Origin of the sequence: Promicromonospora vindobonensis (assembly GCF_042685865.1) — a bacterium.
In the GTDB taxonomy this organism is placed as follows: Bacteria; Actinomycetota; Actinomycetes; order Actinomycetales; family Cellulomonadaceae; genus Promicromonospora; species Promicromonospora vindobonensis.
The window spans coordinates 1,294,363-1,317,245 of record NZ_JBHUOG010000001.1 but is presented as its reverse complement, the minus strand read 5'-3'; the positions used below and the strand labels follow the sequence as shown (position 1 = coordinate 1,317,245).

The following is a 22,883-nucleotide window of genomic DNA, read 5'->3' as shown; positions in this document are numbered from 1 at the left end:
CGGACGGAGTGGGCACAACGAACCAGGAGGACACGTGACACCTCGAAAGCGACTCATGGGAGTGGGAGCCTTTACGCTCGCCACAGCTCTGGTGCTCTCGGCTTGTGGTGGCGGCGGCACCGGCGAGGGCGAGGAGACCGGTGACAGCACCGGCATCGTGACCGTCGGTAGCGGCGAGCCGCAGAACCCGCTGATCCCGACGATGACCAACGAGGTCTACGGCGGTCTTGTCGTCAGGAACATCTTCGCCGGCCTCGTTCGCTATGACGAGAACGGTGGCATCGAGAACGAGGTTGCTGAGTCCATCGAGTCCGAGGACAACCAGGTCTGGACCATCACCCTCAAGGAGGGATGGGAGTTCTCTGACGGCACCCCGGTGACGGCACAGAGCTTCGTGGACGGCTGGAACTACGGCGCCTACGGCCCCAACGGACAGAACCTGAGCTACTTCTTCGAACCGATCGAGGGGTTCGAGGACGTGCAGTTCGCCGAGGACCAGCTCAACGAGGACGGCACGCCGAAGGACGACGCGACGCCGAAGGCCGAGACGATGTCCGGTCTTGAGGTCGTCAGCGAGACCGAGTTCACGGTGAGCCTCTCGCAGCCGGAGGCGGACTTCCCCGTGCGCCTCGGCTACGCCGCGTTCTTCCCGGTGCCCGAGTCGTTCAACGAGGACCCGGAAGCCTTCGGTGAGAACCCGATCGGCAACGGCCCGTACACGCTGGCCAACTGGGAGCACGACTCGCTCCTCGAGCTGCGCCCCAACGAGTCCTATGCGGGTGGCAACACCGTTCAGAACGGTGGCGTCGACCTCCAGGCGTACACGGAGGAGGATGCCTCGTACAACGACCTGCTCGACGGCAACCTCGACATCGTCATCAACATCCCGTCGTCGGCCTTCGGCACGTTCGAGGAGGAGCTGGGCGACCGCGCGGTCAACCAGCCGGCCGCGGTGATCCAGGTCATCAACGTCCCGGAGTACAACGACAAGTTCAGCGGTGAGGCGGGCCTGAAGCGCCGCCAGGCGATCTCCATGGCCATCGACCGTGACGCGATCACCGAGACCGTCTACCACGGTGCTCGTACCCCGGCCACCGACTTCACCTCCCCGGTGATCAACGGCTGGACCGAGGAGCTCGAGGGCAACGAGGTGCTGGAGTACAACCCGGAGGAGGCCAAGAAGCTCTGGGACGAGGCCGAGGCGATCGAGCCGTGGGGTGACGAGCCGTTCCTCATCTCGTCCAACGCGGACAGCGACCACCAGTCGTGGATCGACCCGACCTGCAACGGCATCCGCGACGTGCTCGGCATCGAGTGCGAGTTCGACCAGTACCCGGTGTTCGACGAGTTCCTCGACGCCCGTGACAACGAGACCATCCCGGCCACGGCCATGTTCCGTGGTGGCTGGCAGGCCGACTACCCGTCCATGGGTAACTTCCTCGGCCCGATCTACGGCACCGGTGCGGGCTCGAACGACATGGGCTACTCGAGCGAGGAGTTCGACGCCAAGCTCAAGGAGGCGGCCGGTTCGGAGACCCCGGAGGAGGCCACCGAGCTGTACAAGGAGGCCCAGACCATCCTCCTCGGTGACATGCCGGGCATCCCGCTCTGGTACCAGAACTCCACCGGTGGCTACTCGGAGGCCGTCGACAACGTGACCTTCGGCTGGGACAGCGACCCGATCCTGACCCAGGTGACCAAGTCGGAGTGATGGTGATAACGCCTGGTCCTCCAGGCGTGTCTCATTACCCCAGGTGAGAGGCGGAGCGTGCAGAACTGCACGCTCCGCCTCCCCCTGTGCCGTTGTCCTGGCTCCCGAAATGTTCCGGGATAATGGGCGGCGGAAACATACCAAGGAGATTCAACGATGCTCTGGTACATCGGACGCCGACTGATGCAGGTGATCCCCGTGTTCCTCGGCGCCACGCTGCTGCTCTACGCGCTGGTGTTCTTGCGACCAGGTGACCCCGTCGCGGCGCTGGGCGGTGAACGGGGTCTGCCCGAAGCCGTGCAGGCCCAGATCCGCGAACAGTTCCACCTCAACGAGCCGTTCATCATGCAGTACTTCTACTTCCTCAAGGGCGTCGTCACGTTCGACATGGGGAACGACTTCACGGGACAGCCGGTGGCGGAGACCATCGCGAACGCGCTGCCCGTGACCTTCCAGCTGGCCATGATGGCCATCGTGATCGAGGCTGTGCTCGGCGTGGCCTTCGGCCTGTGGGCCGGCATGCGCAAGGGCAAGCTCTTCGACTCCGTCGTGCTGGTGTGGAGCCTGCTGCTCATCTCGGTCCCCACCTTCGTCACCGGCCTGCTGCTGCAGATCGTGGTGGGTGTCCAGCTCGACTGGCTGCCCGTCACCGCCGGACGAGACCCGGACTTCTACAGCCTGCTGCTGCCCGCGATCGTGCTGGCGACCACCTCGTTCGCCTACGTGCTGCGCCTGACCCGCACGTCGGTCGTCGAGAACATCACTGCCGACTTCGTGCGCACCGCGCGGGCCAAGGGCCTGTCCCGTGCCGTGGTGACGCGGCGGCACGTGCTGCGCAACTCCCTCATTCCCGTTGTCACGTTCATCGGTGTCGACCTGGGCAACCTCATGGCCGGATCGATCGTGACCGAGGGCATCTTCAACATCAACGGCGTGGGCGGCACCCTCTTCGAGTCGATCCAGCGCGGCGAGAACACCACGGTCGTCGCGCTGTCCACGGTGCTCGTGATCGTCTACATCGCGGCCAACCTGCTCGTGGACCTGCTGTACGCCGTTCTGGACCCGAGGATCCGTTATGCCTGAGAACACCCGACCAACACCCCGTCCGGGCCAGGAGCACTTCGTCGCCGGCCCCGATGTGGTCAAGCTCCAGGTCATCGACTCGGTGGACACCAGCGAGGCTCCGTCGAGCATGTGGCGCGACGCCTGGAACGAGATGCGCCGCCGCCCGATGTTCTGGGTCTCGGCGGTGATGATCGTCGTGGTCGTCGTCGTGTCGATCATTCCCGGCGTGTTCACCACGACGCTGCCACGCGTGGGCTGCGACCTCGGCAACGCGTTCGCGTCGCCCTCCGCCGAGCACCTGTTCGGCACCAACCAGAACGGGTGCGACATCTACGCCCGGACCCTGTTCGGTGCCAGGGCCTCTGTGCTCGTCGGCACGCTGACCACCGCCTTCGTGGTGATCATCGGCACCGCCGTCGGGGCGATCGCCGGCTACTACGGCGGATGGATCGACACCATCCTGTCGCGGATCACGGACATCTTCTTCGCCGTGCCGTTCGTGCTGGCCGCCATCGTGATCCTGAGCCTTGCGCAGGAGCGCACGGCCCTCACCGTCGCGGTCGTGCTGGCCGCCTTCGGGTGGACCTCGATCGCCCGCATCGCCCGCGGTTCCGTGCTCAGCGTGAAGAACAACGAGTTCGTCACGGCGGCCAAGGCGCTCGGCATGGGCCGGTTCGCCATCATGGTGCGGCACGCGCTGCCCAACGCCGCCGCGCCGATCATCGTGTACGCGACGGTGGCCCTCGGAACGTTCATCGTTGCCGAGGCCACCCTGACGTTCCTCGGTATCGGCCTGGACCCGTCCACGGTCTCGTGGGGCGGCGACCTGTCGACCGGGCGGGGCGCGATCCGCTCCAACCCGGAGATCATGTTCTACCCGGCGGCCGCGCTCGGCTTCACCGTGCTCGGCTTCATCCTGCTGGGTGACGTGGTCCGTGACGCCCTGGACCCGAAGGCGAGGAAGCGATGAGCACGACCGTCTCCCTGAACGACGCCGTCGAGCAAGAGCCGGAGCCCTGGGAGTCCCAGGACGCGTCGACGCCGCTGCTCGAGATCAAGGACCTGGAGATCGGGTTCACCACCGGGCAGGGCGTGGTCCGGGCCGTGCGCGGCGTGAGCCTCAACGTCTACCCGGGCCAGGCCGTCGCGATCGTGGGCGAGTCCGGTTCGGGCAAGTCCACCACCGCCCACGCGATCATCGACCTGCTGCCGGGCACCGGCAAGGTGACCGGTGGGTCCATCAAGTTCGGTGGGCGTGAGCTCGTCGGCCTGGGGCGTCGGCAGACCGAGGACCTGCGGGGCCGGGAGATCGGCCTGGTTCCGCAGGACCCGATGTCGAACCTGAACCCCGTGTGGCGCGTCGGCACGCAGATCGACGAGGCACTGGTGGCCAACGGCTTCCAGGGCGACCGGACGGCGCGCAAGGCGCGCGTCGCGGAGCTGCTCGGCGAGGCCGGCCTGCCGGACGCCGAGGCGCGGGCCCAGCAGTACCCGCACGAGTTCTCCGGCGGCATGCGCCAGCGTGCGCTCATCGCCATCGGCCTGGCCTCGCGGCCCAAGCTGCTCATCGCGGACGAGCCGACGTCGGCGCTCGACGTGACGGTCCAGAAGAAGATCCTGGACCACCTGGAGGGTCTCACCAGCGAGCTGGGCACCGCCGTCCTGTTCATCACGCACGACCTGGGCCTGGCCGCCGAGCGCGCCGAGCACCTCGTGGTGATGTACAAGGGCAAGGTCGTGGAGTCCGGCCCGGCGCGCCAGATCCTGCAGGACCCGCAGCACGAGTACACCAAGCGGCTGGTCGCCTCGGCGCCGTCGCTGGCCTCGCGCCGCATCCAGTCGGCGCACGAGCGTGGCATGACCGCCGAGGAGCAGCTGGCCGCCCACTCCGACGAGTCCGCGACGGCCGCACCCGACGTCGTCGTGGCGAAGGACCTGACCAAGGTGTTCCGCCTCCGCGGTGCGCGTCCTGGTACGCACACGGACTTCACCGCGGTGGACAGCATCTCGTTCACGCTGCCGAAGGGCCGCACGATCGCCCTGGTGGGCGAGTCCGGCTCGGGCAAGTCCACGGCGGCCAACATGGTGCTGGGACTGCTGGAGCCGACGTCGGGCAGCGTGACCATCGACGGTCAGGACATGGCCACGATGTCCGGCAAGGAGTCGTTCGCCATGCGCCGCAGGGTGCAGCCGGTGTTCCAGAACCCGTACGGGTCTCTCGACCCCATGTTCTCGGTGTTCTCCTCGATCGAGGAGCCGCTGCGGCTGCACCGGGTGGGCGACCGCAAGTCCCGCGAGGCGCGCGTCCGTGAGCTGCTCGACATGGTGTCGCTGCCGCAGGCCACCATGCGCCGGTTCCCGAACGAGCTGTCCGGCGGACAGCGGCAGCGCATCGCCATCGCGCGTGCGCTGGCGCTCAAGCCAGAGGTGCTCGTGCTCGACGAGGCCGTCTCGGCGCTCGACGTGCTGGTCCAGGCGCAGATCCTGACGCTGCTCAACGACCTGCAGGCCGAGCTGGGGCTGTCCTACCTGTTCATCACGCACGACCTCGCGGTCGTGCGGCAGATCGCCGACCTCGTCGCCGTGATGAAGGACGGCAGCATCGTGGAGCACGCGACCACCGACGAGGTGTTCGACAACCCGCAGCAGGAGTACACGCGGGATCTCCTGGCGGCCATCCCGGGCGCGAGCCTGGAGATCGGCGGCTGACCTTCGCGCTCGCGCGAACCGGCGACCTCGCCGGTCGTGCCCGTCAGGACCCAGGTCCTGGCGGCACGACCGGCGAGGTCGTTTCCCCGTTCATCGAAGAGTGACACGGCTGACACCTGTGGTTTTCGAATCACGGGTAAGATAGTGCTGCCGCGAGACCGGTCCTTTCGGATCAGCGTCCGCGCACCTTGACTCCCCTTCTGGAAATGAGTGCTTCCGTGACCGTGCCTGCAACCGCGCCGACCTCGGTCCGTGCGACCCGATCCGACCTGCGAAACGTCGCGATCGTGGCCCACGTCGACCACGGCAAGACCACGCTCGTGGACGCCATGCTCAGGCAATCCGGGTCCTTCGGCGCCCGTCAGCACCTCGAGGACCGCGTCATGGACTCGGGCGACCTGGAGCGTGAGAAGGGCATCACGATCCTCGCCAAGAACACCGCGATCCGGTACTCCGGCCCGGCGGCAGCGGCGAACGGCGAGCCCGACGGCATCACGATCAACGTGATCGACACCCCTGGCCACGCCGACTTCGGCGGTGAGGTCGAGCGCGGCCTGTCGATGGTCGACGGCGTCGTGCTGCTCGTCGACGCGTCGGAGGGCCCGCTGCCCCAGACGCGGTTCGTGCTGCGCAAGGCCCTGGCGGCGAAGCTGCCGGTCATCGTCGTGGTGAACAAGGTGGACCGCCCGGACGCGCGCATCACCGAGGTCGTCGCCGAGACCACCGACCTGCTGCTCGGTCTGGCCAGCGACCTGTCCGACGAGGTCGAGGACCTCGACCTGGACGCCATCCTCGACGTCCCCGTCGTGTACGCGTCGGCGAAGGCCGGCCGCGCCTCCACGGAGCAGCCGGCCGACGGTGGCCTGCCCTCCAGCGAGGACCTCGAGCCGCTGTTCGCGACCATCCTCGAGAAGACCCCCGCGCCGACCTACGAGGAGGACATGCCGCTGCAGGCGCACGTCACCAACCTCGACGCGTCGCCGTTCCTCGGTCGCCTCGCCCTGCTGCGCATCCACAACGGCACGCTGGTCAAGGGCCAGAACGTCGCGTGGGCGCGCCACGACGGCTCGCTGCAGACCGTGAAGATCACCGAGCTGCTGGAGACCAAGGCGCTCGACCGCGTGCCGACCGACAAGGCCGGCCCTGGCGAGATCGTCGCCGTCGCCGGTATCGCGGACATCATGATCGGCGAGACCCTCACGGACCTCGACGACCCGCGCCCGCTGCCGCTCATCACGGTCGACGACCCCGCGATCTCGATGACCATCGGTATCAACACCGGTCCGCTCGCCGGCAAGGGCGGCAAGGGCCACAAGGTCACCGCCCGCCAGGTCAAGGACCGTCTTGACGCCGAGCTCGTCGGCAACGTGTCGCTCAAGGTGCTCCCGACCGAGCGCCCCGACGCGTGGGAGGTGCAGGGCCGTGGAGAGCTGGCCCTCGCGATCCTCGTCGAGCAGATGCGCCGCGAGGGCTTCGAGCTCACGGTGGGCAAGCCGCAGGTCGTCACCAAGACGATCGACGGCAAGATCCACGAGCCCATGGAGCGCATGACCATCGACGTGCCCGAGGAGTACCTCGGCTCCGTCACGCAGCTCCTCGCGCAGCGCAAGGGCCGCATGGAGACCATGACGAACCACGGCACCGGCTGGGTCCGTATGGAGTTCATGGTCCCGGCGCGTGGCCTCATCGGCTTTCGCACGCAGTTCCTCACGGACACCCGCGGCACCGGTATCGCTGCGTCGATCGCCGATGGCTACGAGCCCTGGCACGGCCCGATCGAGTCGCGCATGACCGGCTCGCTCGTCTCGGACCGCGCCGGCAAGGTCACGCCGTTCGCGATGATCAACCTGCAGGAGCGCGGCTCCTTCTTCGTCGAGCCGACGCAGGAGGTGTACGAGGGCATGATCGTGGGCGAGAACTCGCGCAACGAGGACATGGACGTCAACATCACCAAGGAAAAGAAGCTGACGAACATGCGCTCGGCCAGCGCCGACAACTTCGAGAACCTGATCCCGCCGCGCAGGCTCACCCTCGAGGAGTCCCTGGAGTTCGCCCAGGAGGACGAGTGCGTCGAGGTGACCCCTGAGGTCGTCCGTATCCGCAAGGTGCTCCTGAACGCCACGGACCGCGCCCGCGCGACGGCCCGCGCCAAGCGCTCCTGACCCACCCTCGCCGAGTGCTGGATAGCTGCGGATGAACGACCGTTCCGACCGCAGACATCCAGCACTCGGTGCTTTCTCCGGGGGGCTGCTGGCGGTGCATGCGCACCCCGACGACGAGTCCTTGGCCACCGGGGGGCTGCTCGCCACGTTCGCGGCGGCGGGGCGGCCGGTCTGCGTCGTCACGTGCACGCGCGGAGAACGGGGCGAGGTCATCGCCCTTCCGGGCACGACGTCGGAGGGGCTGGCCGGTCTCCAGGGCGACGGTCCGGCGCTGGGCGCCCACCGGGAGTCCGAGCTGGCGAGCGCACTGGCCCGGCTGTCCGACGGCGTCGCAGGTGCCGTCGAGCACACGTTTCTCGACACCCTCCCTTTGCCAGGTCCTCAGGTCGCCAGGGTGACGTCTGACAGGTCGGGTCAGGTGCGGTACGAGGACTCCGGGATGGCGTGGGTGGCGCCCGGCGTCGCGGGCCCCGCACCGGACTCCCCGCCGACGGCGTTCGCCCGGGTGCCGCTCGACGAGTCCGCCGGTCGGCTCGCGGGACTCGTCCGCGCGCGGCGCCCCGCCGTCGTCGCCACGTACGAGCCCGGTGGCGGGTACGGGCACCCGGACCACGTGCGCGCGCACCAGGTGACGGTACGCGCGCTCGAGCTCGCGGCGGACCCGGCCTGGCGGCCCGACGGCGCAGGGGTGCCGGCGGGGGAGGGCGAACCGGGCGCCGTCGTCGGACGGTGGGACGAGCCATGGGCCGGCGCCGAGCTGTGGCAGGCCGTCGCTCCGGCGGACGAGCTGCGCGAGGCGCGGGCGACACTCGCCGCGCTGCCGGCGGCGGTTGCGCTCGCCGCGGCCGAGGGCCTGACGTTCGCCGCCCCTGAGGACGAGCTGCCGTCGCTGGCGAGGAGCGGCCTGACCGTGCGGACGGCAGGACGTCAGGAGATCGGTAGCCCGGACTACCGGTCTCCTGACACGCTGCCGATCACCCGCTCCGGCCCGGTGGTGCGCGTGCAGGTCGGGGCCGTGGTGGGGCGGGTGGTCGGCGCGTTGCGGGCCCATGCCACTCAGGTGCAGCACGCGACCTGGCTCGCGCGCCCCGATGGCCCGGTCGCCGGGTGGTATGCCCTGTCCAACGGTGTGCTGGCCCCGATCCTCACCGTCGAGACCTACCTGGCCGGCGAGACCGGCTAGAGCTGGGCGGCTCGAGGGCCGGGACCGGCGCGGGGTCAGCGCTCCTGGAGGGCGTCCAGGCCGATCGACATCGCGGTCACGAGCCGTCGGTCGAGCCGCGGGTCCTGAATGTTCACGATGTACCGGTCGCGTAGACCCCACTTCTTCTCCACGGAAAAGGCGGGCCGGCCGTCGATCAGGAAGTCGAAGTGGTACGGCAGCCAGGCCGCCTCGACCAGCCGACGAACGATGGCGATCGTCATGTTGCGCTCGGCCCCTGTGGCCGTGCCCAGTCCCGGCTGCTCCACGTGCCACGTGCTCCGCAGCAGCGACTTGGCGAAGTCCTTGCGGAACGAACCGATCGGGCTACCACCCGCGTCGACCACGTCGTAGGTGGCGCCGAGGTCCATCACCTGGCGGGCCTTGAAGCCCAGGACGGGTTCGCGCTTGGTGTCGTCGGTGTAGAGCGTGACCTCTTCGCGGAACGCCATGCGCTTCTGCTGAGCAAACGCGTAGAGCTGGCCCTCGGACCCGTCCGGCTGCGCGCCGTGGACCTCGTACTGGTTGACCATCAAGCGGATGCGCTGTCGAACGATGAGCTGCGTCTGTGCCTGGAGGGTATTCACCCGCCGGAGTGTTGCACATGTGCAGTGTCCTCCCAGGTGGATGCTGGACAATGGCTGGGTGAACTCACCCGGACGACACCTCGGACGAACGATCGTGCGCACACTGCTGGCCGTGCTGCTCGGCGTGGTCATGGGCGGCCTCGGGACAGTGGTGCACCGGTTCGGCGACGATTCCTGGTACCTGGGCCTGCTTCTCGCGCTCGCTCTGACGGCTGCGGCGGGCGTGCTTTCCCGCGCCTGGGCCGGCTACGGCACGCTGCTTGGATTCGGCGTGGGCTGGGTCGTCATGGTGCAGGCCCTGTCGCTGCCGGGTTCCGGGGGCGACGTCATCGTCCCGGCAGGCGTGCTGGGCATGGTCTGGTCGTACGTGGGAGTGGCGGTCCTCGCGGTCGTCGCCTTCCTGCCGCCGTCGTGGTTCGCAGAGGTCCCAGCACGCCGAGATCGGCCTGGTGCCTGAGGTCTGCGGTTCTTCGCAGACTGGTTCAGGATGGGGTGAAGGATTGATACACAACCTCCACCTCGGGGCGTCCGGTACGCGGCCTTGGGCAGGATTCTGGCTGGATAGGATGCCCGGCAGGGCGGCCGCGTCCGGCGGATTCGCCGCAGGTCAGGTACGCCCTTGGGGGACGCGGAGAGCCCGCGTCTCGGGTAGTTGCACGGAGCGTGCCGATGGGTCAGCCGACCGAGCGTGACGAACCGCTCGAGCCGACGTCAGACGAGAACGCCGGGGCACGACCTGCCCCGGTGACACCTCCCCGCTTGTCCCAGACACGCCCTGGCAGCGTGCAGAGACAGGAAGCGAAGCCCCCGATACGGCCGACAGACCCCGGGGCAGCGCAATCTTCAGTACCGGCCGGTCAGCCGACCGCTCAGCCGGCTCCCCGATCCCCAGAGAAGGCCCAGCCAGTGACCTCTTCGGAGCAGTCCGAGGCCCCCCAGGCCCCGCGCCCGCCCGTCGTGCCGCCCGCAGCAGCGCCCGCGGCAGCCGAGAACGCCCCCAGGAGCACGGAAGGGGGCAGCGCGGTGCCGGACGGCACCCCGAGCGAGCCCACGTCCTCGACCGTGCCTGCGCCCACGAGCAAGGCGCCCACGAGCAAGCCGGAGCCACCGAAGGTGTCGGCCGGTCCGGACACGGACGCACCCGACCCGGTCGAGGTGCTGCAGACCGTCGTGGAGAAGCTGGCGACGCCGTCCACCAAGGCGTCCACGGCGCCGAGGAACGGGTACACGCCGCGCGTCTTCGCGTTCGACCGTCCGCCCAAGACCGCGCCAGCGGCGAAGAACGCGGAGAGCCAGAGCGCGGGGCCGCAGAGCCCAGCGACGCCGGCCGCGCCGCCTGCCGCCGCTGTGCCGCCGTCCGCCGCGCCTGCCGCCGCCGTGCCGCCGGCTGCGCCCGCTGTGCCACCCGTCGCACCGACGGCAGACCAGCCGGGCACTACGGCGGGCCAGAGCACGTCGCCCGACGCGAAGGCGTCCCCAACAGCTGCCGGGCCGGAGGAAGACGCTCCAGCGCCCGCAGCCACGCCGTCCAAGGCCTCGACGCCCGCGGCGGGTGCCGCGGCCGCGGTAGCCGCGGCAGGCGCTGGTGCGGCAGCAGCGACGGCGGCCGCTACGGCTGCCCCCGCTGTCCCTGGTTCGGCGCCCGCTGGTCCTGCGCCCGCTGGTCCTGCGCCTGCTGGTCCTGCGCCTGCTGGTCCTGCGCCTGCTGGTCCTGCGCCCGCTGGTCCTGCGCCCGCTGGTCCTGCGCCCGCCGGCTCTGCGCCCGCCGGTCCGGCGGCCGCAGAGGCACCCTCCGCCGGCCCCGCTCCGGTCGCTGCCTCGAGCCCTGGCTCGTCCGACACCGCGCGGCGTCCGGCCACGCCGGACACCACCCCGGACACCGCTCCGGAGCCTGCAGCCCCGGAGAAGACAGCCCCGGAGAAGACAGCCCCGGACAAGACGGCTCCGGACCTGGCGGCGTCCAGCGCCTCTCAGGAGAAGCCAGCATCCGAGAAGCCAGCATCCGCGACGCCAGCACCCGCGAAGGCGACCGCTGACCGGCCTGCGCCGCAGAAGCCGGCACCCGAGAAGCCCGCACAGAGCACGGCAGGCGGCGCTGCAGCAGGCGCCGCAGCAGCCGGCGGGTTCGCAGCAGCGGCCGGCGCGGCAGCGGCGAGTGCTGCTCCGACGCCCCGCCCGGCCGCGCCGGGGCCATCCGCCCCGCCCGCACCGTCAGCGCCCCCGGCCGTCCAGCCCCGCTCGCTCGTTCCGCCGTCGAGCGCGGTGCCGCCTGCTGCCGTGGGCCCTGGCACGGCGCCCCCGCCGCAGGCCAGCCAGAACTCCTTCCTCAAGCCGCTCACCGGTGCGATCCAGCGGGTGTCGCGCCCGCTGGCCGGTACGCGCTGGTCGCCCGTGCGCCCTGAGGCGACATCGCCGGCGGCCTCCGCACAGGGTCCCGCGGCGCCGACCGGCCCTGGTGGCACCAACGGCCCGAACGGCCCCGTCGGCCCGAACGGTCCGGGCGGTCCGGCCGGTCCCACCGGCCCGCACGTCCCCAACGGCCCGGCGGGCCCATACGGTTCGGGCGGGTCGGGCGAAGGGGAGTTCTTCGGCCTGGCCGGCGACGGCGCCCCGCGCCGCGGCCCCAAGGTCGCACTGCTCTCGGTGCTGGCCGTCGTCGTGCTGTTCGGGATCTACGTCCTGGCCGCGTGGGGCGTGAGCGACACCACGCCCCGCGACACCACGGTGGCCGGCGTCGATGTCGGCGGCATGACACGGGCCGAGGCGGCGTCGGCGATCACGGAGGAGCTGGCCCCGCGGGCCAAGGAGCCGATCGATCTGACCGCCGGCAAGGGCAAGGCCCAGCTCTCCGCCGAGCCGAGCGGTCTCTCGATCGACGCCGACGCCACGGTCGCGGAGCTCACCGGGTTCTCATTGAGCCCGACGAACGTGTGGGCCCACATGTTCGGTGGCTCGGAAGAGGAGCTGATCCTGGACATCAACCAGGAGAAGTTCGACTCAGCGGTTTCGGGTCTCGAGGACTCCCTCGCCGTCGAGCCCGTGGACGGAACGGTCGCGTTCGTCGACGGACAGGCGGTCAAGACGGACCCGAAGCGGGGCTCGCGGATCGTCGCGAGCGAGACCGCACGCATCATCCAGGAGCGTTGGCTCCGCCAGCCCGGTCCGTTCGACCTGCCGGTCGAGCCGGTCAAGCCGGCGATCACGCAGGAGGAGACCAACGACGGCTACGCCGTGGCGCAGAAGATCATCTCGGCGCCGGTCACGGTATCCGTGGGTGGCCAGGAGCCTGTGCTGACGCCCGAGGTGCTGACCGGGCTGTTCCGGTTCGAGAACAAGGACGACGAGCTCGTCACCATCGTGGACCAGGACGCGACGGTCGAGGCCGTCGTGGCAGGCACCACCGACCTGCTGCAGCTCCCGGACGACGCGCACTTCGAGTTCATCGGTGGCAAGCCGACCGTGGTGGAGGGCAAGACCGGTACCACCCTCGATCCCGCCGAGGCGGCCAAGGCGGTGCGGATCGCCGCGACGAGCGACGATCGCGAGACGTCGGTCGAGCTCGTCGAGCAGGACCCGAAGGAGACCGTCGAGTCCCTGGAGGCCTTGGGCGTCAAGGAAGTGGTCTCCGAGTTCCACACCCCGCTGACGAACGAGGAGGTGCGCACGAACAACCTGAGGCGCGGCGCGGAGATGATCACGGGCGACCTCATCAAGCCCGGGGAGACCTTCTCCCTGCTGGACGCGCTCGCGCCGATCACGCTCGAGAACGGGTACTTCGACGCCGGCGTGGTCGAGGACGGCAAGCACGTCGACGCGGTCGGTGGCGGCCTGTCACAGATGGCTACGACCACCTTCAACGCAGGCTTCTTCGCCGGGTACGAGGACGTCGAGCACCACGCCCACTCGTTCTGGTTCGAGCGCTACCCCCCGGGCCGCGAAGCCACGATCTATGTGGGCGCCAAGGACATGAAGTTCACCAACGACACTCCCTACGGTGCGGTGATGCAGTCCTACGTGTCAGGCGGCGAGCTCTGGGTGCGGATCTGGAGCACCAAGCACTACCGGGTCGAGGAGAGCAACAGCGGCAAGCAGAACGTCGTGCCGAAGAGCACGGTCCACGACTCGTCGGCGGACTGCAAGCCGTACCCCGGTGGTGAGGACGGGTTCTCCATCAGCATCCATCGCAAGGTCTACCTGGGCGACGAGCTGGCCAAGGAGAACTCGTTCAACCACACGTACAACCCGGACAACCCGGTGGTGTGCGACTAGCCGTGAGGCTCGGTCGTGCGACCGGCGGTAGGTTGCGCACATGCTTGGACGTAGCGAGCGGGAGTCTCCCGCGCACGCGGTACTTGCCGCGCAGATGGCGGGTTGGAACGACCCGGTCGAACTGCTGGACCTCGGCACCACGGCGGACACCCTCGCCACGGTCGCCGGGATCGAGGCCCTGGCGGCGGTGGTGCACCTGGGACACCCGGAGCACCCCGCGCCAGGCCTCGAGCGTGCCCTCCTGGAGGGCGCGCCCTCGCTCATCGTGACGGGCGCGGTCGCGGTGCCCGGGCAGTGGGTATGGGTCGGCTCCGGGGCAACGGTCGGCCAGGTGGTGATCGACGAGGCAGGCATGCGCGACTGCGCAGGCGTGCTGCGCACCCTCGGGGCGAGCCCGCGTCTGGTGCCGACGCGCGCGACGGTCGAGGAGCGGATCGCCCTTGCGGGCGAGAGCGGGTCGCTCGTGATCGAGCGGTCCCGGGTCCCGGCGGGTTTCACGGAGCTGCCGGACAGTGCGGCCCTCGCCGAGGGCGGGCCCGTCTGGTACGGGCTGCTGGAGTCGCGCGGTGACTGGCCGCCGTTCACGGAGCCGGCGCAGGTGTGGCTCGCGTTCGGCCCGGCCGACGACCACCTCGGCTCGCTGCAGCCGACGCTCGCGCTCATCGCGGACGCCGGCCTCGACCTGGACCACCTGCGCAGCCAGCCGTCGACGGGTGGGCCGCACGTGTTCTTCACGTCGTTCTCCTGCCCGACATCGGCGGCACTGAGCGACCTGGTCGCCGCGCTCACCGAGCGGGGCGTCGCGCACCGCACGCTGGCCGTGCTGCCGGGCGAGGCGTTCGTGCCGGGTCCGGACGCCCTCACACCGCGGTGGGCGTGACCGTGCCGGGCGCCGATCGCGGTACACGGGCGGCCTACCTGGGGCCGGAGGGGACGTTCACGCACCAGGCAGCGCTGGAGTGGGCGCGCCTGCACGGCACGAGCGGCGGAACCGCTGACGACCTGACCGCGGAGCCGCTCGACACGGTCAAGAACGTGCACGACGTCGTGGCCGCCGGTGCCGTTGACGTCGGCGTCGTCGCCATCGAGTCCTCCGTCGAGGGCTACGTGGTGCCGTCGCTGGACGCGCTGCTGTCCAGCGCGGACGTCGTGGCCGTCGACGAGGTGGCGCTCGACGTGTCGTTCGACGCGTTCGTGGTTCCTGGCCACGGCGAGCTGACCGAGGTGTCCGCGCACCCGCACGGGCTGGCGCAGTGCGCCGGCTTCGTCACGAGCACAGGGCTCGCGACCGCTCCGGCGTCGTCCAACGCCGCCGCGTGCCGCGACGCCGGACCGGGGACCATCGCGCTCGGCCCCACGATCTGCGGCGAGCTCTACGGTCTGGAGACGTACGCGAAGGCGGTCGAGGACTTCCGCGGCGGACGTACCCGGTTCCTGGTCCTGACCAGGCGGAGCGCGGCCGACGCACACCTGGCGCGGTCCCGCGACGCCGGGGTCACCGCCTGGCGGACCATGCTGGCGATCACCCCAGCGGTGACCGGACCGGGCGTGCTGGCGCGGATCACCGCTGCCTTCGGCGACCGGGGCGTCAACATGTCGAGCCTGATCACCCGGCCGCTCAAGGCGCAGCAGGGCAAGTACGTGTTCGTGGTGACGCTCGACGAGGCACCCTGGGACCAGGGTGCGCGGGAGGTGCTGAGCGACCTGCTCGCCGCCGGCGACTCCCTCAAGACGCTCGGCCTCTTCCCCGCCCGCGGGTCCTTCGGAGCGCTGGACGGCGTGCTCGACCCCGACCACGTCCCGGTCGGCTCCGTGTCGTCGAAGGACTCCGACCCGGCGCGCGACCGGGGGCTGCTGTGGTGAGCGGCTTCGCCGCGCAGGGCGGGTCGGTCGGCATCGTCGGCCTCGGGCTGATCGGCGGATCCCTGGCCAGGGCGCTGCAGGCGGCAGCAGTGCCGGTCGTTGCGACCGACCCGGCCTCGGCGGAGGAGGCCCGCGCGGCGGGCCTCTCGGTGGCGGATGACGTCGCGGGGCTCGCCGTCCACCGACCCGAGATCGTGGTCCTGGCCGCGCCGCTGCGCGCCATGCGCGCCGTCGCGGGCGAGCTCGCCGAGGCGCTCGCGGGGGAGCCGGGCTGGGACCCGACGGTCACCGACGTCGGCTCGGTGAAGGCACCGGTGCGCGAGGCCGTGGTCGACGCCGGTCTCGGCGACCGCTACGTGGGTGCGCACCCGATGTCGGGGACGGAGCGGAGCGGGTTCGCCGCGTCGGCGGCGGAGCTCATGCAGGGGATCCCGTGGGCCGTGACCTGCGCGGCCGCCGGAGCCGGGGTGGCGAGGACCGACCCTGCCCGCCTCGAGCGGGTGCTGCGCCTGGTCACCGGCCCGCTGGGCGGTACGGCCGCGGTGCTCACCGACGACCTGCACGACGAGGCTGCCGCCCTCGTGTCGCACGTGCCGCACGTGCTGGCCAACCAGCTGCTCGGGGCCGTCGCCGGTGCGCCGGTGCGGAACCTTGCGCTGGGGCTCGCGGCCGGCTCGTTCCGGGACGGCACCCGGGTCGGGTTCACCGACCCGCGACGCACCGAGGCGATGGTCACCGAGAACGCCGCGTGGGTGGCTCCCGTCCTGCGGCTCGCGGCCCGGGACCTCGAGCGGCTCGCGGACGCGCTGGACTCCAACGCGCCGACGCACTGGTTCTTCGACCGGCCGGACCCGGTGCGGGACCAGATCGGCCGGCCCGGCGGTACGCGCGTGACGGGCTTGCACCCGGGGGACGGGGCGCCGGGTACCGGCGACGACGTCGGCCCGGACGTCGAGGCGGTCCCGCTGACCGGCGACTGGCCGGCGGAGCTGGTGGCCCGCTGTGCGGCGGGTGCGGTAGTGATCGGGCTCGATGACGGCAAGGCCCTGCTGCGCTGACGGAGCCGGTCCTGACTTTGGTTCAGCAGGCTCGGGTGAGCCGTGTGCACGCCGTTGACGGTCGCGGACGGCCTGCTGAACCAGAATCAGTCCGCGGCCGATGCCGCAGAGCGGGGCGCGATCAGAGTGCCTCCGCGAGGGCGCGGCCCGTCGTGCGGCCCGTGAAGAGGCAGCCGCCGAGGAACGTGCCCTCCAGCGCGCGGTGCCCGTGCACGCCGCCGCCCCCGAAGCCTGCGGCCTCGCCCACCGCCCAGAGGCCCTCCAGCACGTCGCCGGAGGGGGTCAGCGCGCGGCCGGTCTCGTCGCACCACAGGCCGCCGAGCGTCTTGCGGGTCAGCACCGACAGGCGGACCGCGAGCAGCGGCCCGTCCTTCGGGTCGCTGAGGGCGCGCGGCGGCGAGACGCGGATGGCCTTGTCCACGATGAAGTGCCGTGCGGCCGACGTCGCGACGACCTGCGGGTCCTTGCCCAGCCCAGTCGCCACCTGCGCGTCCCTGGCCGCCATGAGGGCGGCAAGGGCTTCGCCGTCGATGTGGCCGGCCGAGCCCTCGGTGGCCTCGGTGAGCGCGTTCATCTTCGCGGCGAGCTCTGTGGGCGTGCTCGCCCACAGGAACTCCTCGGACTGCTCGGCGAAGGTCCGTACCGGCACCGACTTCCCGCGCACGCGCTCGACGAGCAGCGGCACGGACTTGCCGGTCAGGTCCGGGTTCTGCTCGGAGCCCGACAGCGCGAACTCCTTCTCCATGATGGCCTTGTTCAGGACGAACCAGGAGTGGTCGTCCCCCCGCGTCGTCACGTGCCGCAGCGCCCCGAGAGCGTCGAAACCGGGGAACAGCGGGCCGGGCAGGCGACCGCCGTCGGCGTCGAGCCAGAGCGACGACGGGCCGGGCAGGATCCGGATGCCGTGCTTCGACCAGACCGGCGAGTGGTTGGCGATGCCCTCCGGGTAGTGCCACATGCGGTCCTCGTGCACCAGTGCAGCGCCCGACGCCGCGGCGACGCCGAGCATGAGCCCGTCCGTCGAGTCGGGCACGCCGGACAGCATCCGCGCTGGCAGGCGCCCGGCATCGGCGGACCAGTGGGCGCGCGCCAGGTCGTGGTTCGCGCCGATGCCACCGCTCGCGACGACGACGGCGTGCGCGGTGAGCTCCACCTCGCCGGTCACCGTGCGGCCGGAGGGCTCGCCGCGGGCGGCGCCGTCGTCGGCCAGGATCTCCGCGCGGACCCCGGTGACCCGGCCGTCCGTGGTGACGAGGGACGTGACCCGGTGGCGGAAGCGCAGGTCCAGCAGACCCGCCCGGTTCGCCTCGTGGGCCGCCGCCACGAACGGCGCGACGACGGCGGGGCCGGTGCCCCAGGTGACGTGAAACCGTGGCACGGAATTGCCATGAGCGTTGCCGTGCGATCCAACTGCGTAGCCGCCGCGCTCCGCCCACTGCACCAGCGGGAACCAGCGCACCCCCTTGGCGTGCAGCCACGACCGCAGGTCGCCGGCCGCGAACTCGACGAACGCCCTGGCCCACCGGTACCCGAACCGGTCGGGGCCCTCGCCCTGCTCGGCGCCGGGTGCGAACTGGGCGGAGCCGAGCCAGTCGGCGAAGGCGAGGTCGAACGAGTCCTTGACCTTGAGGCGGCGCTGCTCAGGGGAGTCCACGAGGAACAGCCCTCCGAACGACCACCACGCCTGCCCGCCCAGCGACGCGGCAGGCTCCTGGTCGAGCAGGACCACCCGCTTGCCGGACGCGGTCAGCTCGGTCGCGGTGACGAGCCCGGACAGCCCAGCACCGACGACGATGACGTCGGTGTCGACCGCTGCGGCAACGTCGTTGTTGTGGACGGAGTCAGTCATGAGCGCACTTTAACCAGGACATACCTCCCGCGGTGCCGTCAGCACGTCATTTCGGGGGTGAAACGGCGCGCTCACCTCCCCGGCGAGAGCAGCACCTGGAGGCTGAGCGCGTCCATCGTCACCGAGGTCCGCGGGCCCGCCTCGTCCTCCGGCACGAACGGGAAGTCCCAGGAGGAGTCCCAGACCAGCTCCCAGGGCGCACTGTCCGCGCGAGCCTGTTCGGGCAGCGTCACGTGCGCGTCGTCCAGGCCGCCGTTCACGACCAGGAGCACGTCCGCGTCACCCGCCGTCGGGCCCGGCCGCAGCATCTGCAGCACGCGGCGGTAGGTCTCGTTCCACGTGGCGGGCTCCATCAGCGTCCCAGCCCCTGAGTACCAGAGCAGGTCAGGGTCCGACTCGTTCGGCCGGGGCGAACCAAGGAAGAACGAGTCGGCACGCAGCGCCGGATGCTCCCGCCGCAGCCGGAGCAGGTACCGGGTGGTCTCGAGGAGGTCGTTGGCGGCGTCGTCAAGGGCCCACCGCAGCCAGGAGACCTCGTTGTCCTGGACGTACGCGTTGTTGTTGCCGCCCTGGCTGCGGCCGAACTCGTCGCCCGCCGTGAGCATGGGGGTACCGGCGGCGAGCAGCAGGGTGCCCAGCAGGTTCCGCTGCGACCGGCGGCGCGGCGGCACGATCGCCTGCCAGGGCTCGGTCGTGGCGTCGTCGCCCGTCGGGGTGTGGCCCTCGATCCCGTGGTTCCACGACAGGTTGTTGTCCGACCCGTCCCGGTTGTCCTCGCCGTTGGCCTCGTTGTGCTTGTGGTCGTACGCCACGAGGTCCGCGAGCGTGAAGCCGTCGTGCGCCGTCACGTAGTTCACCGAGGCGACAGGACCGCGCACCAGCGGCGGGTCGCCCGGCCCGAACAGGTCGGCGCTCCCGGCGAGCCGGGTGGCGAGGTCCCGCAGGCCGAGCATCTCCTGGCCGCGCGCGCCCTGCTTGGGAGCGTCCAGCCAGAAGCCGCGCGCGGCGTCACGGAACCGGTCGTTCCACTCCGCCATGGGCGACGGGAACGAACCCGTCTGCCAGCCGCCAGGGCCCACGTCCCAGGGTTCCGCGACGAGCTTGAGGCCCGACAGCACGGGGTCGGTCTGCAGGGCCACCAGGAACGGGTGGTCCGGGTCGAAGCCGACGTTGCCGCGGCCGAGGGTCACCGCGAGGTCGAACCGGTACCCGTCGACGCCGACCGTCTCGGCCCAGTACCGCAGCGAGTCCAGCGCCATCTGGATCACGCGCGGACGCCGGAAGTCCAGCGAGTTGCCGGTGCCCGTGACGTCGGCGAGGGCGGCGGGCGAGGCGCCGTCGTGCAGGTAGTAGACCGGGTTGTCGAGGCCGCGCCACGCCAGGTGCAGCCCGTCGTCGCCGCCCTCGCAGGTGTGGTTGTAGACCACGTCCAGCAGCACCTCGATGCCCGCCTCGTGCAGCAGGTGCACCATGCCGCGCACCTCGTCGAGCACCGCCTCGGCACCCTGCTCCTGCGCTGCCCTGGTCGCGTAGGCGGCGTTGGGCGCGAAGAACCCGAGGGTGTTGTAGCCCCAGTAGTTCGTCAGGCCGGTAGCGGCCAGGCGCGACTCGGCGACGCTCTTGTGGATCGGCAGCAGCTCGAGCGTGGTCACGCCGAGGCTCAGCAGGTGCTCGACGACGGCAGGGTGCGCCACTCCCGCATAGGTGCCGCGCAGCTCCTCCGGGATGTCCTCGCGGAGCATCGTCAGGCCCCGCACGTGCGCCTCGTAGATGACGGTCTCTGCCCACGGGATGCGCGGCCGCGACAGGGGAGCCGGCGGCGGCAGCGGCGCCACGACGACGGAGTGCGGCACGTACGCCAGCGAGTCGGTCTCGTCCGCCGCCCCGTAGGGGTCGCCGAGCCACCAGCCGGGCTCACGCTCCGTGGACACCGAGCCGACCACCTCCGGGCCGTAGCGCAGCCGGCCGGCGAACCCGCGGGCGTAGGGGTCGACCAGCAGCTTGGCCGGGTTGTGCCGTAGCCCGGCACGCGGGTCCCACGGTCCGTACACGCGAAACCCGTAGCGCTGACCAGGAGAGACGTCCGGGACGTGCGTGTGCCAGACGCCGTACACCGGACCGACCATCTCGACCCGCCGCTCGGTGTACCGGTTCGGGTCGTGCTCGTCCAGGGACGGGTCGGTGACGTCGATGAGGCAGAGGTCGACGGCGGTCGCGTGGGACGCGAGGACGGCGGCGTCGATCCCGCCGTCGGGCGTGACGTAGACCCCGAGGGGCGGGACGTGGCTACGCCGGGCCGTTGGACGGATGAGCGGCCGGACTACCGGCCGCGGCGCCGGATCGCCCGGCGCCCGCTGCGGTTCTGCTCGGGGTGACTGCACCATGTGCCCAATCGTTGCAGGCCCGTCTGTGGACGGGATCCGTCACACGCCGCCCGACGTCGTACCGTTTACCCCATGCGCATAGTGGTCACCGTCAAGTACGTCCCTGACATCAACACCGAGCGCGGTTTTGAGAACTGTCGGGTCATGCGCAACGCCGGCGAGGGCACCCTCAACGAGCTTGACGAGAACGCCATCGAGGCCGCCCTGCGGCTCGTCGAGGCGGAGCGGGCCTCAGGGGCCATCGGGCCGGAGGACGGCGAGGTGATCGCCGTCACGATGGCCGGTACCGACGGCGACGTCGCCCTCCGCAAGGCGTTCCAGCTCGGCGTGGACCGCGGCATACGCGTGTCCGACGACGCCCTGGCCGGCTCCGACTACTTCGGCACCGCCGCTGTCCTCGCCGCAGCCGTCCGCAGGCTCGGCGAGCAGGTCCCGGTGGACCTCGTGGTGACCGGCATGGCCGCCCTCGACGGGCTGGGCTCCGTGGTCCCGACGCTGCTCGGCGCAGAGCTCGGCCTGCCCACCCTGAACCTCGCCAAGAAGGTCGAGCTCGCGCCGGCGGAGGGATCGGCGCGCACGCTCACGATCACCCGCGAGGTCGACGACGTCACCGAGCGCCTGTCCGCGCCGCTGCCCGCCGTCCTCTCCGTGACGGACGCGGCCAACCAGCCGCGCTTCCCGGGCTTCAAGCTCATCATGGCGGCCCGCAACAAGGAGATCGAGGTGTGGTCCCCGGCCGACCTCGGGCTCGACCCCGCCGTCGCGGGTGCCGCCGGTGCCCGTACCCAGGCGCTGTCGGCCGAGCCGCGCCCGGAGCGCGCCGAGCCGGAGATCGTCACCGACAAGGGCGAGGGCGGCGTGGCGCTCGCCGACTTCCTCCTCCGCAACGACCTGGTCTGAGACCGCAGGCTCAGGCCAGATCCATAGCGCCTGATCGATCGTGAAAGGCACGTGATGACCAACCGCACAGTCCTGGTCCTGCTCGACCCCGCTACCGAGGTCGGCACCAGCGTGCTCGAGCTGCTCACCATCGCCCGCGGCCTCGGCCGGGTCGAGGCGGTCGCCCTGGAGACACCCACTGTCGAGGCGCTCGCGCAGCTCGGCGCGTACGGCATCGAGACCGTGCACCAGGCGGAGCTCGCCCGCGACGGCGCTGCAGTGGGTGGGGACGAGCGGCACCTGCCCGCCGTCGTCGCGGCCTCACTGGCCGCCGCAGTACGCCTCACCGACGCCGACGTCGTGCTGCTGCCCACGTCGTTCGCCGCGAAGGAGGCGGCGGCCCTCGCTGCCCGGGAGCTCAGGGCCGGCCTGGTGATCGACGCTGCCGCCCTGCGCGAGGGGGAGGACGGCCGGATCGTGGCGGGCAAGCGTGTCTTCGCCGGTGCGTGGGACACGGAGTGCGCTGTGACCACCGACGTCGCCGTCGTGACCGTGCGGGCCAACTCGGCGGTCGCGCAACCTGCTGAGACCGCCGTCGAGCCGGTGACCGAGGGTTTTGCCGTCGAGGTAGCGCCGTCTCCGGTCACGCTCCTGTCGCGCGAGGTCAAGGCCGACACGAGCGGCCGGCCGCCGCTGGACCAGGCGGCGGTGGTCGTCGCGGGCGGGCGTGGTACCGACGGCGACTTCGGCCCCGTCGAGGACCTCGCGGACGCCCTCGGCGCTGCCGTCGGCGCGTCCCGAGACGCGGCGTTCGAGGGCTGGTGGGACTCGTACGTCGGGCAGACCGGCGTCACCGTGGCCCCGCGTGTCTACATCGGCGCGGGCATCTCGGGTGCACCGCACCACCGCGGCGGCATGCAGGCGTCCCAGGTGATCGTCGCGGTGAACAGCGACCCGGAGGCGCCGATCTTCGAGATCTGCGACTTCGCCGTCGTGGGACAGCTCGCCGACGTGCTCCCGCAGGCCGCGGCGGAGATCCGCAAGCGCAGGGGTTGAGGCAGGGCCGGCTGTCCCACGCCATCCTCTGCACGCCATGGGATCCTCCGCGCTCGGACCGTTTCAGCGCGGGAGGATGGCGCGGCACGC

Annotated in this window: 18 protein-coding genes; 13 read left to right on the top strand and 5 right to left on the bottom strand. The window is 71.1% G+C overall.

The features are described from left to right. Positions 1–34 precede the first annotated feature (34 nt). The 6 genes from ACFS27_RS06085 to ACFS27_RS06060 all read left to right on the top strand — a co-directional run bounded on the left by ACFS27_RS06085 (position 35) and on the right by ACFS27_RS06060 (position 8,830). A complete protein-coding gene (locus tag ACFS27_RS06085) occupies positions 35–1,711 on the top strand; it encodes a peptide ABC transporter substrate-binding protein (RefSeq protein WP_377180986.1) in 1,677 nt (558 codons plus the stop codon). 156 nt (positions 1,712–1,867) lie between these two features. Continuing rightward, positions 1,868–2,794: an ABC transporter permease gene (locus ACFS27_RS06080; RefSeq protein ID WP_377180984.1), complete on the top strand. Its 927-nt coding sequence runs from the start codon at positions 1,868–1,870 to the stop codon at positions 2,792–2,794. Beyond that, complete coding sequence (locus ACFS27_RS06075; RefSeq protein WP_377180982.1) at positions 2,787–3,746, top strand: ABC transporter permease; 960 nt, start codon at positions 2,787–2,789, stop codon at positions 3,744–3,746. Before ACFS27_RS06080 ends, ACFS27_RS06075 begins: the two co-directional genes overlap by 8 nt. Then, complete coding sequence (locus ACFS27_RS06070; RefSeq protein WP_377180980.1) at positions 3,743–5,485, top strand: dipeptide ABC transporter ATP-binding protein; 1,743 nt, start codon at positions 3,743–3,745, stop codon at positions 5,483–5,485. The genes ACFS27_RS06075 and ACFS27_RS06070 overlap by 4 nt, the downstream gene beginning before the upstream one ends. Before the next feature lie 218 nt (positions 5,486–5,703). Next, complete coding sequence (gene typA / locus ACFS27_RS06065) at positions 5,704–7,647, top strand: translational GTPase TypA (RefSeq protein ID WP_377180978.1); 1,944 nt, start codon at positions 5,704–5,706, stop codon at positions 7,645–7,647. A gap of 31 nt (positions 7,648–7,678) precedes the next feature. Next, positions 7,679–8,830, top strand: a complete 1,152-nt coding sequence (locus ACFS27_RS06060; protein WP_377180976.1) for a PIG-L family deacetylase — start codon at positions 7,679–7,681, stop codon at positions 8,828–8,830. 35 nt (positions 8,831–8,865) lie between these two features. On the opposite strand, the gene ACFS27_RS06055 is transcribed toward ACFS27_RS06060, so the two are convergent. After that, on the bottom strand, positions 8,866–9,435 hold the full coding sequence (locus ACFS27_RS06055) for a hypothetical protein (protein ID WP_377180974.1): 570 nt from the start codon (positions 9,433–9,435) through the stop codon (positions 8,866–8,868). Between the two features lie 94 nt (positions 9,436–9,529). On the opposite strand from ACFS27_RS06055, the gene ACFS27_RS06050 reads away from it, so the two are divergent. Further along, positions 9,530–9,892 (top strand): hypothetical protein, encoded by a 363-nt coding sequence (locus ACFS27_RS06050; RefSeq protein WP_377180971.1) that lies wholly within the window; start codon positions 9,530–9,532, stop codon positions 9,890–9,892. Positions 9,893–10,304: 412 nt separating this feature from the next. Here ACFS27_RS06050 and ACFS27_RS06045 read toward each other — a convergent pair whose 3' ends face one another. Together ACFS27_RS06045 and ACFS27_RS06040 are read right to left on the bottom strand one after the other, a co-directional pair. Continuing rightward, positions 10,305–11,372: a hypothetical protein gene (locus tag ACFS27_RS06045; protein ID WP_377180969.1), complete on the bottom strand. Its 1,068-nt coding sequence runs from the start codon at positions 11,370–11,372 to the stop codon at positions 10,305–10,307. A 33-nt stretch (positions 11,373–11,405) separates the two neighbouring features. Then, complete coding sequence (locus tag ACFS27_RS06040) at positions 11,406–11,774, bottom strand: hypothetical protein (RefSeq protein ID WP_377180967.1); 369 nt, start codon at positions 11,772–11,774, stop codon at positions 11,406–11,408. 16 nt (positions 11,775–11,790) lie between these two features. Here ACFS27_RS06040 and ACFS27_RS06035 point away from each other — a divergent pair, with 16 nt between their 5' ends. Genes ACFS27_RS06035 through ACFS27_RS06020 form a run of 4 tightly spaced genes read left to right on the top strand, consistent with a single transcriptional unit; the run spans position 11,791 to position 16,625 of the window. Further along, positions 11,791–13,704, top strand: coding sequence for a VanW family protein (locus ACFS27_RS06035; protein WP_377180965.1), 1,914 nt, complete (start codon positions 11,791–11,793; stop codon positions 13,702–13,704). Positions 13,705–13,744: 40 nt separating this feature from the next. After that, positions 13,745–14,584, top strand: a complete 840-nt coding sequence (locus ACFS27_RS06030; RefSeq protein ID WP_377180963.1) for a hypothetical protein — start codon at positions 13,745–13,747, stop codon at positions 14,582–14,584. Next, positions 14,581–15,567, top strand: a complete 987-nt coding sequence (locus tag ACFS27_RS06025; protein ID WP_377180961.1) for a prephenate dehydratase — start codon at positions 14,581–14,583, stop codon at positions 15,565–15,567. The genes ACFS27_RS06030 and ACFS27_RS06025 overlap by 4 nt, the downstream gene beginning before the upstream one ends. Continuing rightward, a complete protein-coding gene (locus ACFS27_RS06020; RefSeq protein WP_377180959.1) occupies positions 15,564–16,625 on the top strand; it encodes a prephenate dehydrogenase in 1,062 nt (353 codons plus the stop codon). The genes ACFS27_RS06025 and ACFS27_RS06020 overlap by 4 nt, the downstream gene beginning before the upstream one ends. A gap of 121 nt (positions 16,626–16,746) precedes the next feature. Here the strand turns inward: ACFS27_RS06020 and ACFS27_RS06015 are convergent, their stop codons facing one another. Beyond that, positions 16,747–18,474: an FAD-binding dehydrogenase gene (locus ACFS27_RS06015; protein ID WP_377180957.1), complete on the bottom strand. Its 1,728-nt coding sequence runs from the start codon at positions 18,472–18,474 to the stop codon at positions 16,747–16,749. A gap of 71 nt (positions 18,475–18,545) precedes the next feature. Beyond that, complete coding sequence (glgX, locus tag ACFS27_RS06010; protein ID WP_377180955.1) at positions 18,546–20,858, bottom strand: glycogen debranching protein GlgX; 2,313 nt, start codon at positions 20,856–20,858, stop codon at positions 18,546–18,548. Positions 20,859–20,930: 72 nt separating this feature from the next. Between glgX and ACFS27_RS06005 the strand changes: the two genes are divergently transcribed. Beyond that, complete coding sequence (locus ACFS27_RS06005; protein WP_377180953.1) at positions 20,931–21,758, top strand: electron transfer flavoprotein subunit beta/FixA family protein; 828 nt, start codon at positions 20,931–20,933, stop codon at positions 21,756–21,758. Positions 21,759–21,812: 54 nt separating this feature from the next. Then, a complete protein-coding gene (locus ACFS27_RS06000; RefSeq protein WP_377180951.1) occupies positions 21,813–22,793 on the top strand; it encodes an electron transfer flavoprotein subunit alpha/FixB family protein in 981 nt (326 codons plus the stop codon). Positions 22,794–22,883: the final 90 nt, after the last annotated feature.

Coding starts and splice junctions, on each gene's coding strand:
- ACFS27_RS06005 (WP_377180953.1), top strand. CDS start 20,931: ATGCGCATAGTGGTCACCGTCAAGTACGTCCCTGACATCAACACCGAG.
- ACFS27_RS06000 (WP_377180951.1), top strand. CDS start 21,813: ATGACCAACCGCACAGTCCTGGTCCTGCTCGACCCCGCTACCGAGGTC.
- glgX (WP_377180955.1), bottom strand. CDS start 20,858: ATGGTGCAGTCACCCCGAGCAGAACCGCAGCGGGCGCCGGGCGATCCG.
- ACFS27_RS06030 (WP_377180963.1), top strand. CDS start 13,745: ATGCTTGGACGTAGCGAGCGGGAGTCTCCCGCGCACGCGGTACTTGCC.
- ACFS27_RS06070 (WP_377180980.1), top strand. CDS start 3,743: ATGAGCACGACCGTCTCCCTGAACGACGCCGTCGAGCAAGAGCCGGAG.
- ACFS27_RS06075 (WP_377180982.1), top strand. CDS start 2,787: ATGCCTGAGAACACCCGACCAACACCCCGTCCGGGCCAGGAGCACTTC.
- ACFS27_RS06060 (WP_377180976.1), top strand. CDS start 7,679: ATGAACGACCGTTCCGACCGCAGACATCCAGCACTCGGTGCTTTCTCC.
- ACFS27_RS06080 (WP_377180984.1), top strand. CDS start 1,868: ATGCTCTGGTACATCGGACGCCGACTGATGCAGGTGATCCCCGTGTTC.
- ACFS27_RS06015 (WP_377180957.1), bottom strand. CDS start 18,474: ATGACTGACTCCGTCCACAACAACGACGTTGCCGCAGCGGTCGACACC.